Source organism: Mesorhizobium sp. P2_B11 (assembly GCF_056404855.1).
In genome coordinates, this window is the sequence record NZ_JBFUDF010000002.1 from 371207 (window position 1) to 383536 (window position 12330).

General features: G+C 63.9%; 10 protein-coding genes. 4 read left to right on the top strand and 6 right to left on the bottom strand.

The window, feature by feature from the left end; all coding sequences use genetic code 11:
- Positions 1–7: 7 nt before the first annotated feature.
- Both AC1DYJ_RS06165 and acs read right to left on the bottom strand, forming a co-directional pair.
- Positions 8–760, bottom strand: coding sequence for an MOSC domain-containing protein (locus AC1DYJ_RS06165; RefSeq protein WP_477286341.1), 753 nt, complete (start codon positions 758–760; stop codon positions 8–10).
- Between the two features lie 33 nt (positions 761–793).
- On the bottom strand, positions 794–2749 hold the full coding sequence (acs, locus tag AC1DYJ_RS06170; RefSeq protein ID WP_477286343.1) for an acetate--CoA ligase: 1956 nt from the start codon (positions 2747–2749) through the stop codon (positions 794–796).
- Positions 2750–3051: 302 nt separating this feature from the next.
- Between acs and AC1DYJ_RS06175 the strand changes: the two genes are divergently transcribed.
- Positions 3052–3324 carry an usg protein gene (locus tag AC1DYJ_RS06175; RefSeq protein WP_477286345.1) on the top strand — a complete coding sequence of 91 codons (273 nt, stop codon included), beginning with the start codon at positions 3052–3054 and terminating at the stop codon, positions 3322–3324.
- Between the two features lie 155 nt (positions 3325–3479).
- On the opposite strand, the gene AC1DYJ_RS06180 is transcribed toward AC1DYJ_RS06175, so the two are convergent.
- Positions 3480–4514, bottom strand: coding sequence for an aldo/keto reductase (locus AC1DYJ_RS06180; protein ID WP_477286347.1), 1035 nt, complete (start codon positions 4512–4514; stop codon positions 3480–3482).
- 38 nt (positions 4515–4552) lie between these two features.
- Positions 4553–5734 carry an MFS transporter gene (locus AC1DYJ_RS06185; protein ID WP_477286349.1) on the bottom strand — a complete coding sequence of 394 codons (1182 nt, stop codon included), beginning with the start codon at positions 5732–5734 and terminating at the stop codon, positions 4553–4555.
- 126 nt (positions 5735–5860) lie between these two features.
- Between AC1DYJ_RS06185 and AC1DYJ_RS06190 the strand changes: the two genes are divergently transcribed.
- On the top strand, positions 5861–6769 hold the full coding sequence (locus tag AC1DYJ_RS06190) for a LysR family transcriptional regulator (RefSeq protein WP_477286351.1): 909 nt from the start codon (positions 5861–5863) through the stop codon (positions 6767–6769).
- A gap of 48 nt (positions 6770–6817) precedes the next feature.
- Here AC1DYJ_RS06190 and AC1DYJ_RS06195 read toward each other — a convergent pair whose 3' ends face one another.
- Together AC1DYJ_RS06195 and AC1DYJ_RS06200 are read right to left on the bottom strand one after the other, a co-directional pair.
- Complete coding sequence (locus tag AC1DYJ_RS06195) at positions 6818–7867, bottom strand: aldo/keto reductase (protein ID WP_477286353.1); 1050 nt, start codon at positions 7865–7867, stop codon at positions 6818–6820.
- Between the two features lie 111 nt (positions 7868–7978).
- Complete coding sequence (locus AC1DYJ_RS06200) at positions 7979–8641, bottom strand: YggS family pyridoxal phosphate-dependent enzyme (RefSeq protein ID WP_477286355.1); 663 nt, start codon at positions 8639–8641, stop codon at positions 7979–7981.
- A gap of 148 nt (positions 8642–8789) precedes the next feature.
- Between AC1DYJ_RS06200 and leuS the strand changes: the two genes are divergently transcribed.
- Together leuS and lptE are read left to right on the top strand one after the other, a co-directional pair.
- The gene (leuS, locus tag AC1DYJ_RS06205) at positions 8790–11417 is read left to right on the top strand and encodes a leucine--tRNA ligase (protein WP_477286357.1); all 2628 of its coding nucleotides are present in this window, start codon (positions 8790–8792) and stop codon (positions 11415–11417) included.
- Positions 11404–11982 (top strand): LPS assembly lipoprotein LptE, encoded by a 579-nt coding sequence (gene lptE / locus AC1DYJ_RS06210; RefSeq protein WP_477286359.1) that lies wholly within the window; start codon positions 11404–11406, stop codon positions 11980–11982. The genes leuS and lptE overlap by 14 nt, the downstream gene beginning before the upstream one ends.
- The last annotated feature ends 348 nt before the right edge of the window (positions 11983–12330 follow it).

The following is a 12330-nucleotide window of genomic DNA, read 5'->3' on the forward strand; positions in this document are numbered from 1 at the left end:
CCCCGCGCTACACGAACCGCATCGGCGCGCCGATCTCGACGCGGGCAGGCCGGTCCACCGTGCAATAGACGCCGAGATTATGGGCGTTGTGGCGGACCAGGTTGCGCAGGATGCCGGGGTCGGGGTCGAAGCCGTCCTGGGAGATGATGGTGAAGCCGCAACGGCGGCACGGTGCCGAGATGGTCACCAAGAGGTCGCCGATTGCGAGCTTGCGGCCGATCCATTCGGTCTCGGGAAATGAACCTTCAACCGCCGCCATGTCGACGACGATGTTGGGGCGGAAGCGGCGCGGGTCGGGCGTGCCTTCGGGGTGCAGTGCCTTCAGTCGCGCCAGCGATGCGGTGGTCAAGAGATGGATCGGCGCCTTATGGTAGCGCTCGGCGGTCAGCGGGCCGGTGTAGCCCGGCGCGATCTCCTGGCTGAACGGCCGGATCGAGGTGGCGAAGCCGAGATAGGCCGAGATGGCGCGGTCGCATTCCGCGCTAGGTGCGGCCAGCCAGTCGCCGTCGGCAACGGCAATCTCAAGCTTCCGGTCGTTGCTCAGCCGGGTGCGGATGCGCGGCACCTTGTGCCACTTCGCGTCGCGATCGGGCCGCGCGATTTCGTTGTCAGAGACATCGACGAGACCGAACAGGCGGTCGCCGTCGATGGTTTCAAGGCCGACCGAAATGGCGTCCTGGCGCTCACCGGCGAGCGAGCTCGCGGGATAGCGCCAGAGTTCGATGACGGAGCCAAGCTCAGCCATTTTGCGTCTTGCCATTCGTGCCTTGCCAAGCCTGGGACCGAATGACCGTCAGCCCTTCTTGTTCTGGCGGTTGGCGATCAGATCGTCGACGACAGCCGGATCGGCCAGGGTCGAGGTATCGCCGAGCGCGGAAAAATCGTCCTCGGCAATCTTGCGCAGGATGCGGCGCATGATCTTGCCGGAACGCGTTTTCGGCAGGCCTGGCGCGAACTGGAGCTTGTCTGGCGAAGCGATGGCGCCGATCTCCTTGCGGACATGGGCGACGAGCTCCTTGCGCAGCTCCTCGCTCGGTTCCACGCCTTTCATCAAGGTGACATAGCTGTAGATGCCCTGGCCCTTGATGTCGTGGGGATAGCCGACGACGGCGGCCTCCGAAACCTTGTCATGGCTGACCAGCGCCGATTCGACTTCCGCCGTGCCCATGCGATGGCCGGAGACGTTGATGACGTCGTCGACGCGGCCGGTGATCCAGTAGTAGCCGTCGGCGTCACGGCGGCAGCCGTCGCCGGTGAAGTATTTTCCCTTGTAGGTCGAGAAATAGGTCTGCACGAAGCGGTCGTGATCGCCATAGACGGTGCGCATCTGGCCGGGCCAGGAATCGGTGATGCAGAGATTGCCGTCGGCCGCCCCTTCCAGCACCTTGCCTTCGCCGTCGACCAGTTGCGGCTTGACGCCGAAGAAGGGCCGCGTCGCCGAACCTGCCTTGAGGTCGGTGGCGCCGGGCAGCGGGGTGATCAGGATGCCGCCGGTTTCGGTCTGCCACCATGTGTCGACGATCGGCACCTTGCCGTTGCCGACGACGTTGAAATACCACTGCCATGCCTCAGGATTGATCGGCTCGCCGACCGAACCCAGCACGCGCAGCGATTTGCGCGATGTCTTCTTCACCGGCTCGTCGCCGGCGCCCATCAGCGCGCGCAACGCCGTCGGCGCGGTGTAGAAGATGTTGACCTTGTGCTTGTCGATCACTTCCCAGAAGCGCGACTGCGAGGGGTAGTTCGGCACGCCTTCGAACATCAGCGTGGTAGCACCGTTGGCGAGCGGCCCGTAGACGATGTAGCTGTGGCCGGTGACCCAGCCGACATCGGCGGTGCACCAGTAGATATCGCCGTCATGGTAGTCGAAGACATACTGGTGCGTCATCGAGGCGTAGACGAGATAGCCGGCGGTGGTGTGCAGCACGCCCTTCGGCTTGCCGGTCGAGCCTGATGTGTAGAGGATGAACAGCGGATCCTCGGCCTTCATCTTCTCCGGCTTGCAGTCGCCCTTCACGGTCGCGATCTCGTCATGGTACCAGACGTCGCGGCCCTGGACCCAACCGGTCTTGCCGCCGGTGCGGCGCACGACAACCACTTTTTCAACCTTGGTGCCGGCCTTGGCGGCGATCTCGACCGCCTTGTCGGTGTTTTCCTTCAGCGGGATCGGCTTGCCGCCACGCAGCCCCTCGTCAGCGGTGATGATGAAGGTCGACTTGCAGTCGTCGATGCGGCCAGCCAGCGCGTCCGGCGAGAAGCCGCCGAAGACGATCGAATGGATGGCGCCGATGCGCGTGCAGGCCAGCATCGCGTAGGCGGCTTCCGGGATCATCGGCATGTAGATGGTGACGCGGTCGCCTTTCTTGACGCCGTGCTTCTTCATCACATTGGCCAGCCGGCAGACGTGCTCGTACAGCTCGTTATAGGTGATTTTCTTGTCGTCGTAGGGATTGTCGCCTTCCCAGATGATGGCGGTCTGGTTGCCGCGCTTCTTCAGGTGGCGGTCGATGCAATTGTAGGAGACGTTGGTCTCGCCGTCCTCGAACCATTTGATCGAGACCTTGCCGTCGAAGGAGGTGTTCTTGACCTTGCTGAAAGGCTTGAACCAGTCGATGCGCTTGCCGTGCTTGCCCCAGAACTTGTCCGGATTCTTCACGCTGTCGGCATACCATTTCAGGTAGGTGTCGTTGTCGATCAGCGCGTTCTTCTTCCACGCCGGCTGGACGCGGTGGACATGAACCTCGGACATTTCTCAGCATTCCTCCCGAACTGTTCCGCCGGCTTGTCGCCAACGGTTTCGCGGCGACGCAGCCGCGAATTCGGCGGCATTATTACCAGTTCCGCCGAGACGGCAACATTAGACGTTGGATTCGCGTGGCGGGATGCCGCAGTCCCTGTTTCCGGTGGTATCAGCACTCGGCGGCGGTCGCTGCTAACTGCATGTTTTCGCGCGGAAAACCCGTTTGCGATCAGGAAAAATCAATAGACAGTTAAGAAACGGCGCGCACAATTCGGTGTTGGGAGGCGAGGTTAATCAACCTGGGGACCGCAATGCGCGACCATGCCGAAATGGACCTGATGCTCAAAGGCTATGGGCTGACCACGGCCAAGATTCTCTATCACTTTCCCGACCACCCGCATCTCCTGCAGAGCTTCATCTGGCAGGATTACGATCTGGCGCCGAAGTTCCCGGTGCTGGTCCGCTTCATCGAGTTCTGGAAGGCCAAGCTCGACGGGCCGCTGCACTCGGTTGTCTACACGCACCAGAAGCTGATCGCGCCGAATGAATGGCGGAAGGTCGATGGGGAGTTCGTGCTGCACTAGGGTGCGCCGATATTCAGGTGAGGTCGGCCTGCGAACGACGGCTTCCTGCGCTTCCGGTGCTCACGTACCTTAAGTACGCTCCGCTCCGGTTCTCGGAAGCCATCATTCTCGACTCGACCTGACCTGAATCTCGGCACACCCAACCAACGCTGGTTTCACACCGCCGGCGGGCTCAGCCGCGCAAAGCCTTCCTGGCGGCGGTAGGGGAAGTACGGGTAGGGCGCGGTGACTTCGCTTGCCGCGTCGAGCTTCTTCATCTGCTCCGACGTCAGCGACCAGCCGACGGCGCCGAGGTTTTGGCGCAGCTGTTCCTCGTTGCGGGCGCCGATGATGACCGACGAAACGGTCGGACGCTGCAGCAGCCAGTTGATCGCGATCTGCGGCACGGTCTTGCCGGTCTCTTGCGCCACCGCATCGAGCGCATCCATGATCCGGTAGAGATGCTCATCCGCCACCGGCGGGCCGAAATCGGCGGTGTCGTGCAGCCGGCTCTTTTCCGGCAGGGGCTGGCCGCGGCGGATCTTGCCGGTCAGGCGGCCCCAGCCGAGTGGGCTCCAGACCAGCGCGCCGACGCCCTGGTCGAGGCCGAGCGGCATCAGTTCCCATTCATAGTCGCGGCCGAGCAGCGAATAGTAGACCTGGTGCGCGACATACCGGGCATGGCCATGCTTGTCGGCTTCGGCCAGCGACTTCATCACTTGCCAGCCGGAGAAGTTGGAGACGCCGACATAGCGCAGCTTGCCGGCGCGCACGAGATCGTCCAGCGTCGACAGCACCTCCTCGATCGGCGTGCCGGCATCGAAGGCGTGCAGCTGTAAGAGGTCGATGTAGTCGGTGCCCATGCGCTTCAAGGAAGCGTCCACGGCCTTGATCAGCCGCGAGCGCGACGAGCCCCAATCGGCCGGGCCGTCGCCCATCGGCAAAGACGTCTTGGTCGAAATCAGCACCGCGTCGCGGCGACCTTTGATGGCTTCGCCAAGCACCTCTTCGGAAGCGCCGCTCGAATAGACATCGGCCGTGTCGAACAGGTTGACGCCGGCCTCGAGACAGATGTCGATCAGCCGCCGCGCTTCCTTGGCGTCGCTGTTGCCCCAGGCGCCGAACAGCGGGCCGGAGCCGCCGAAAGTTCCGGCGCCGAAGGAGAGTGCGGGCACTTTCAGGCCCGATGCGCCGAGACGTCGATAATCCATAGTTTTTCTCCTTGATGATGTCGATTTGCGAGTGAAGCTCATGACTGGGCGCAGACCGGCGCGCCGAGCGCCGGGGTGCGATCGAGGCGCAGGGCCAGGGCGGCGACGCCGAGTGCCGCCACCGGCAGCAGGGCAGCGATCCAGGTCAGCGAGCCGAGACCGAGGCCATGGGCAATCACCGCGCCGCCCAGCCAGGCGCCGGCGGCATTGCCGAGGTTGAAGGCAGCGATGTTGAAGGACGAGGCGAGGCTTTGTCCCGCACCTTGCGCCTTCTCCAGCACCCACATTTGCAGCGGCGCCACGGTGGCGAAGGCGGCAGCACCCAGCAGGCCGACATAGATCACCGCCAGAACCTGGCTGTGGACGGCGAAGGTCATGGTTGCCAGCACCAGCGCCAGCACGACGAGGCTGCCGAGCACGGCCGGCACCAGCCAGCGGTCGGCGACCTTGCCGCCAAGCAGATTGCCGGCGATGAGGCCGCCGCCGAAGACCAGCAGGATCGGTGACACGGCGGCTTCCTTGAAACCGGTGATCTCGGTCAGCAGCGGGGCAATGTAGGTGAAGACGGCGAAAACGCCGGCATAGCCGAGCACGGTGGTGGCAAGGCCGAGCAGCACCGGCGTGCGGCGCAGCACGGCGAGGTCGGCGCGCAGGTTGGTCTTCTCGGGTGCTTCCTTGCTGCGCGGAACCAGAAGCAGGATGACGGCGAAGGCTGCCAGGCCGACCAGGGTCACGGCCCAGAAGGTGGCACGCCAGCCGAAGGCCTGGCCAAGCCAGGTGCCGAAGGGCACGCCGAGTATGTTGGCGATGGTCAGCCCGGTGAACATCAGCGCAATCGCCGAGGCCTTCTTGTTGGGCGCGACCAGGCCGGTGGCGACCACCGAGCCGACACCGAAGAAAGTGCCATGGGCAAAAGCGGTGATGATGCGAGCCCCCATCAGCGTCCAGTAGTCGGGCGCGATCGCACAAGCGAGATTGCCGAGCGTGAAGATGGCCATCAGCGCCAACAGCACGGTCTTGCGCGGCCAGTTGCCGGTGGCGATGGTCAAAAGCGGCGCGCCGATGACGACGCCCAGCGCATAGCCGGAAATCAGCTGGCCGGCGGCCGAGATCGAGACGCCAAGGTCTTTGCTGACGTCGATCAGCAGGCCCATGATGACGAATTCGGTGACACCGATGCCGAAGGCGCCGGCGGCGAGGGCATAAAGAGCGAGAGGCATGGCGGTTTCCACTTCCAAGACGGATGAGCGCCTTGTCCAATCCGCGCCCCGACCCGACAGATCGTGTTGCCATGCCTTGTGAACCAGACTTGCCTTAGGCATATTTCCTGTGAAATAGATTCACAGATGGCCAGACCCGACATCAACCGCTCCGGCGAGATCGAAGTGTTCGTGCGCGTCGTCGAGGCCGGCAGCTTCTCGGCGGCCGCTCGTGCCCTGCGCATGACGCCGTCGGCGGTCAGCAAGCTGATCGCGCGGCTGGAGGCCCGGCTCGGCGCGCGGCTGGTCAGCCGCTCGACGCGCAAGCTGCAGCTGACGCCGGAAGGGACGGCCTTCTATGACAGCGGGGTGCGCATCCTGGCCGACATGGCGGCGGCCGAACGCGAGGCCGCCGTGGGTGCCGCACCGCGCGGACGGCTGCGCGTCAACAGCTATGTGCCGTTCGGCGTGCATCGGCTGATCCCGCTGCTGCCGCGCTTCCTCGAACGCTACCCCGAGATCTCGGTCGATCTGGTGCTGACCGACAGCGTCATCGACCTGATGCAGGAGCGCGCCGATGTCGCCGTCCGCGCCGGACCGCTCGGCGAATCGCGACTGGTGGCACGCAAGCTCGGGCAATGCCGGATGACGGTCGTTGCCGCGCCGTCCTACCTTGCCACCCATGGCACGCCGCTGACGCCGGCCGACCTCGACCGGCACAATCGCATGGCTTTCGGCTTCGTCCGGCATGTCGATGGCTGGCAGTTTGTCGACGCAGCCGGCAACGCCATCATGGTGCCGATCACGGGAAACACAGTGGTCAGCGATGGCGAGTCGATGCGGCTGATGGCGGTTGGCGGCGCCGGCATCGCCCGGCTGGCCTACTGGCATGTAGCTGATGACATTGCAGCGGGCCGGCTGGTGGCGCTGCTGGAAAATTTCAATCCCGGCGACGAGGAGCCGACCCACGCCGTCTATGTCGGCCAGGGCCGGCATTTGCCGGCACGGGTGCGGGCGTTTCTCGACTTTCTGGTCGAGAGCGTGCGGATGAACTGAAGACATTCGGGAGCCAGCTGGCTCCCGAAGCCTCAGGCCGAGATGCGCCTACTTCTTCGGCACGAACGGCGCCGGGCGGCGGCCGGCGCCCTGACGCTCCAGCATCCAGCCGGGATATTCGGCCGGCAGGGCGCTGACCTCGTCCAGTTTGGCGAGATCGTCGGCGTCGAGCTTCACCTCGGCGGCGGCAAGGTTCTGTTCCAGCTGCTCCATGCGGCTGGCGCCGATGATGACGCTCATGACGAAGGGTTTTGCCAGGACGTAGCCGAGCGCGACGGTGGCGACGCTGACGTCGTGCTTTTTGGCGATGTCGCGCATGACGGCGACGGCCGCCCAGGCGCGGTCCTCATTGACCGGCGGGAAGTTGAAGGCGGCGCGACGTCCTTCGCCATTGCCGGGCGCGCCGGGGCCGTATTTGCCGGACAGCAGGCCGCCGGCCATTGGCGACCATACCATCAGGCCGAGCTTTTCCTCGTTGATGAGCGGCACGATCTCGCGCTCGAGGTCGCGGCCGGCGATCGAATAATAGGACTGGATGGTCTCGAAGCGGGAAAAGCCCTTGCGCTCGGCGATGCCCAGCGCCTTGGCGATGCGCCAGGCCTGCCAGTTGGAGACGCCGACATAACGCACCTTGCCGCTGGCAACGAGATCGTCTAGCGCCCGCAGCGTCTCGTCGATCGGCGTCACCGTGTCGGTGCCGTGCAGCTGGTAGAGATCGATATGGTCGAGCTGCAGCCGCTCCAGGCTGCCTTCGACCGAATCCATGATGTGGCCGCGCGAGGAGCCGCGCTCGTTCGGGCCCTGGCCCATGGCGCCATGCACCTTGGTGGCGATGATGACGTCCGAGCGCTTGACGCCGAGATCCCTGAGCGACTGGCCGAGCAGGCGTTCCGAATCACCAAAGGAATAGACGTCGGCGGTGTCGAAGAAATTGACGCCGGCGGCGATCGAACGGCCAACGATGTCGTTGACGCCCTTCTGGTCGAGGCTTGCGATCAGGCCCCATTGGGCATTCTCGCCGGCGGCGCCGAAGGTCATGGTGCCGAGGCAGAGTTCGGAGACGAACATCCCCGTATTTCCGAGTTGATTGTAGCGCATGGGTAGCGGCTCCAGCAGATGTGTGATGACGCCAATCAAATAGGAACGGTACGTTTCGTTTCTAGTCGTGGCGCAATGACCTTGGTAAGTTGGTCTAAAGCCTGCGGCTTGTCAGCGGCTGCCGAAGATTGCCGACCCAACCCTGACGCTGGTGGCGCCGAAGGCGATGGCGGTTTCGTAGTCGCCGGACATGCCCATCGACAGTTTTGCCACGCCGGCCTCCTTGGCGAGCTTTTCCAGCAGGGCGAAATGCGGGCCAGGGTTTTCGTCGGCCGGCGGGATGCACATCAGGCCTTGGATGGCGAGACCATGGACATCGCGACAACGAGCCACGAAGGCCACTGCGTCGCGCGGCTCGATGCCGGCCTTTTGCGGTTCCGAGCCGGTGTTGACCTGGACATAGAGCTTTGGCGTGCGGCCCTGACGCACGATCTCCTTGGCGAGCTCGGCGGCGATCTTTTCGCGGTCGACCGTCTCGATGACGTCGGCGAGCGCAACGGCTTCCTTGGCCTTGTTCGACTGCAGCGGGCCGATCAGATGCAGCTCGATGTCGGGGAATTCCTGCTTCAGTGCCGGCCATTTGGCCTGCGCTTCCTGGACGCGGTTTTCGCCGAAGACGCGCTGGCCGGCCTCGATGACCGGGCGGATGGCCTCGGCCTCAAAAGTCTTCGACACGGCAACCAGGGTCACGGAACCGGCATCGCGGCCGGCCTCGCGCTCGGCAGCAGTGATCCTCGTCTTGACGGCGAAAAACTGTTCGACGGCGCTGGCCATGCCTATATCCTGCCTGTCTTTAATCGTCCTGGCCGGCTCGCCGCAGTTGACGGGTCCGGCAATCCATGGTGAACACCGCGACGACATTTACCTTGGCCACCGGGCCTTGTCCGGCGGTCTGCGCCTGCTTTTAAGTGAAAATCATCCGATGGCAACCGAACGATACAATCCGCGCGCGTCAGAGCCCAAATGGCAGAAAGCCTGGGCTGAAAAGAAGCTGTTCGAAGCGCACAACAACGACCCCAAGCCGAAATACTACGTGCTGGAGATGTTCCCGTATCCGTCGGGGAAGATCCATATCGGCCACACCCGCAACTACACGATGGGCGACGTGGTGGCGCGCTACAAGCGGGCCAAGGGTTTCAACGTGCTGCACCCGATGGGTTGGGACGCGTTCGGCATGCCGGCCGAAAACGCCGCCATGCAGAACAAGGTTCATCCCAAGGAATGGACCTACGCCAACATCGCCGCCATGCGCGAGCAGCTCAAGATGATGGGCCTGTCGCTGGACTGGTCGCGCGAATTCGCGACCTGCGACGTCGACTATTACCACCGCCAGCAGATGCTGTTCCTGGATTTCGTCAAGAAGGGGCTGGTGACGCGCAAATCCTCCAAGGTCAATTGGGACCCGGAGGACATGACGGTGCTCGCCAACGAGCAGGTCATCGACGGGCGCGGCTGGCGCTCGGGCGCGCTGGTTGAACAGCGCGAGCTGACGCAGTGGTTCTTCAAGATCACCGATTTCGCGCAGGACCTGCTGGATTCGCTGAACGGTCTCGGCGAGTGGCCGGAAAAGGTCAAGCTGATGCAGCAGAACTGGATCGGCCGCTCGGAAGGGCTGCTGATCCGCTGGCCGCTGGCAGCACCCGTCGGCGACACGAAAGAGCTGGAAGTCTACACGACCCGGCCCGACACCATCTTCGGCGCGTCGTTCATGGCCGTTGCCGCCGACCATCCGCTGGCCAAAAAGGCCGCCGAGACCAATGTCGAGCTGGCCAAGTTCATCGACGAGGTCCGCCATATGGGCACCTCGGTGGCTGCACTGGAGACGGCCGAGAAGAAGGGCTTCGACACCGGCATCCGCGTCGTCCATCCGTTCGACGACTCGTGGACGCTGCCGGTCTACGTCGCCAATTTCGTGCTGATGGAATACGGCACCGGCGCCATTTTCGGCTGCCCGTCGGGCGACCAGCGCGACCTCGACTTCGCCAACAAATACGGCCTGCCGGTCATCCCGGTGGTGATGCCGGAAGGCGCCGACGCCAAGACCTTCCAGATCACCGAAGAGGCCTATGTCGATGATGGCGTGATGATCAATTCGCGCTTCCTCGACGGCATGAAGCCGGAGCAGGCTTTCGACGAGGTGGCGAAGCTCCTGGAGCAGAAGACGATCGGCGGCAGGCCGATGGCCGAGCGCAAGGTGAATTTCCGCCTGCGCGACTGGGGTATTTCGCGGCAACGTTATTGGGGTTGCCCGATCCCGATGATCCATTGCGAGGATTGCGGCGTGGTTCCGGTGCCGAAGGCCGACCTGCCGGTCAAGCTGCCCGACGACATCGAGTTCGACCGTCCCGGCAATCCACTCGACCGCCACCCGACCTGGCGGCACGTCAAATGCCCGCAATGCGGCAAGGATGCGCGGCGCGAGACCGACACGATGGACACGTTCGTCGATTCGTCCTGGTATTTCGCCCGCTTCACCGCGCCCTGGGCCAATGAGCCGACCGAGCCGAAGGCCGCCGATGACTGGCTGGCGGTCGACCAGTATATTGGCGGCATCGAGCACGCGATCCTGCATCTGCTCTATTCGCGCTTCTTCACTAGGGCGATGCGCGAGACCGGGCATCTCGATCTCGCCGAGCCGTTCAAGGGCCTGTTCACGCAAGGCATGGTGGTGCACGAGACCTACCGGGTCGGCGGCGCTTCGACCAATGGCCGCTGGCTGTCACCGGCTGAGGTCAGGATCGAGGATGTCGGCGGCAAGCGCCGCGCCATCGAGATCGCCACAGGCGAAGAGGCGGCAATCGGCTCGCTCGAAAAGATGTCGAAGTCGAAGAAGAACACGGTGAGCCCGGAAGACATTACCGATGGCTACGGCGCCGACACCGCGCGCTGGTTCATGCTGTCGGATTCCCCGCCCGAGCGCGATGTCGAATGGACCGACGATGGCGCCGCCGGCGCGCATCGTTTTATCCAGCGCATCTGGCGCCTGGTGTCGATCGCCGCCGAGACGCTTGGCGGCGTGAAGCCGCAGGCAGCGACGGATGGCGAGGCCGGCGCCGTGTCCAAGGCCGCGCACAAGATCCTGAAGGCGATCGGCGAGGATATCGAGAAACTCGGCTTCAACCGTGCGATCGCCCGCATCTACGAACTGGCCAATGCCTTGACCACGCCGCTCAACGACGTTGCCGAAGGCAAGGCCGATGCGGCGCTCAAAGGCGCCTGCCGCGATGCGGTGGAGATCCTGGTGCATGTGGTCGCGCCGGTGATGCCGCATCTGGCGGAGGAGTGCTGGCACACGCTGGGCGGCACCGATCTGGTCGCCGAACGGCCATGGCCGGTCTACGATCCGGCGCTGGTCGTCGACAACGAGGTTGTGCTGCCGGTCCAGGTCAACGGCAAGATGCGCGGCTATTTGACAATTGCCCGCGACGCGGACCAAGGTGCGATCGAAAAAGCGGTTCTGGCTCTCGACTTCGTGCAGAAAGCGCTGGAAGGTAAGGCGCCCCGCAAGGTGATCATCGTGCCGCAGAGGATCGTCAATGTCGTCACTTGATTCCGGAAAGACGATGCATGCACTGCGCCGCGCCGCGATGTACGGCATGGTCGCTTCGCTGGTGCTGGTTTCGGCCTGCACGGTCAGGCCGCTCTATTCCAGCGCGCCGTTGACGGCAGGCTCGACGCTCAGCGCTTCCGCCGAAATGGCGTCGATCGCGGTCAAGCCGGTCAAGACCCGCTACGCCCAGCAGGTCCGCAACAATCTGATCTTTGCCTTCGGCCAGGGCGCCGGCGAGCCGCCGGCACCGGTCTATATGCTCGATCTCGGCGTCACGGAGCTGGTGGAATCGGCGGCGCAAGTGCAGATCCAGACCGACGAGGACGAGCCGACCGCAGGCACGGTGACGCTGACGGCAAACTATGTGCTGACCGACGCCAAGACCGGTGCGGTCATCGCCACCGGCAAACGCTCGATCCCGTCATCCTTCGACAAACCGACGCAGGAGTTCGCTTCCTACCGGGCGCAGATCGACGCCGAGAACCGTGCCGCGCGCGAACTGGCTGAAATCGTGAGCCTGTCGGTCGCCCAGGATCTGGTCAAGCACGGCAAAAAGGCTGGCTAGCGCCGCTTTCGGTACACGGGAAACGCCATTTCGATTCTAAAGCGCGTCGCGCTGAAACGGATTCATGCGACGCGCTTTAGGTCTTTTTTTGACGCATGTCGTTCTCTCAAAACCGGAACCACTTTTGAGCGACATGTGTTAGCGCCCCGGCCCGCTTCGCGATGGCCGAGGTTCTTCCTTTTGACCCGACGCATGTGGATGAGAGGATGATCGTGGGACGACGATCGTCGGCTCGAATCCGTCCCACGCACCGTCGCCGTGAAAGATACATTTCGGCCGCTCCAAAAGCGCTGACGGGAAGCAACTGTTAACCACTCGCTCCCTATGTCTCAGCAGACATTTCAGAGT

Bases quoted from the DNA above. Each gene is read 5' to 3' on its own strand.
- AC1DYJ_RS06165 (WP_477286341.1), bottom strand. From the start codon at position 760: ATGGCAAGACGCAAAATGGCTGAGCTTGGCTCCGTCATCGAACTCTGG.
- acs (WP_477286343.1), bottom strand. From the start codon at position 2,749: ATGTCCGAGGTTCATGTCCACCGCGTCCAGCCGGCGTGGAAGAAGAAC.
- AC1DYJ_RS06175 (WP_477286345.1), top strand. From the start codon at position 3,052: ATGCGCGACCATGCCGAAATGGACCTGATGCTCAAAGGCTATGGGCTG.
- AC1DYJ_RS06180 (WP_477286347.1), bottom strand. From the start codon at position 4,514: ATGGATTATCGACGTCTCGGCGCATCGGGCCTGAAAGTGCCCGCACTC.
- AC1DYJ_RS06185 (WP_477286349.1), bottom strand. From the start codon at position 5,734: ATGCCTCTCGCTCTTTATGCCCTCGCCGCCGGCGCCTTCGGCATCGGT.
- AC1DYJ_RS06190 (WP_477286351.1), top strand. From the start codon at position 5,861: ATGGCCAGACCCGACATCAACCGCTCCGGCGAGATCGAAGTGTTCGTG.
- AC1DYJ_RS06195 (WP_477286353.1), bottom strand. From the start codon at position 7,867: ATGCGCTACAATCAACTCGGAAATACGGGGATGTTCGTCTCCGAACTC.
- AC1DYJ_RS06200 (WP_477286355.1), bottom strand. From the start codon at position 8,641: ATGGCCAGCGCCGTCGAACAGTTTTTCGCCGTCAAGACGAGGATCACT.
- leuS (WP_477286357.1), top strand. From the start codon at position 8,790: ATGGCAACCGAACGATACAATCCGCGCGCGTCAGAGCCCAAATGGCAG.
- lptE (WP_477286359.1), top strand. From the start codon at position 11,404: ATGTCGTCACTTGATTCCGGAAAGACGATGCATGCACTGCGCCGCGCC.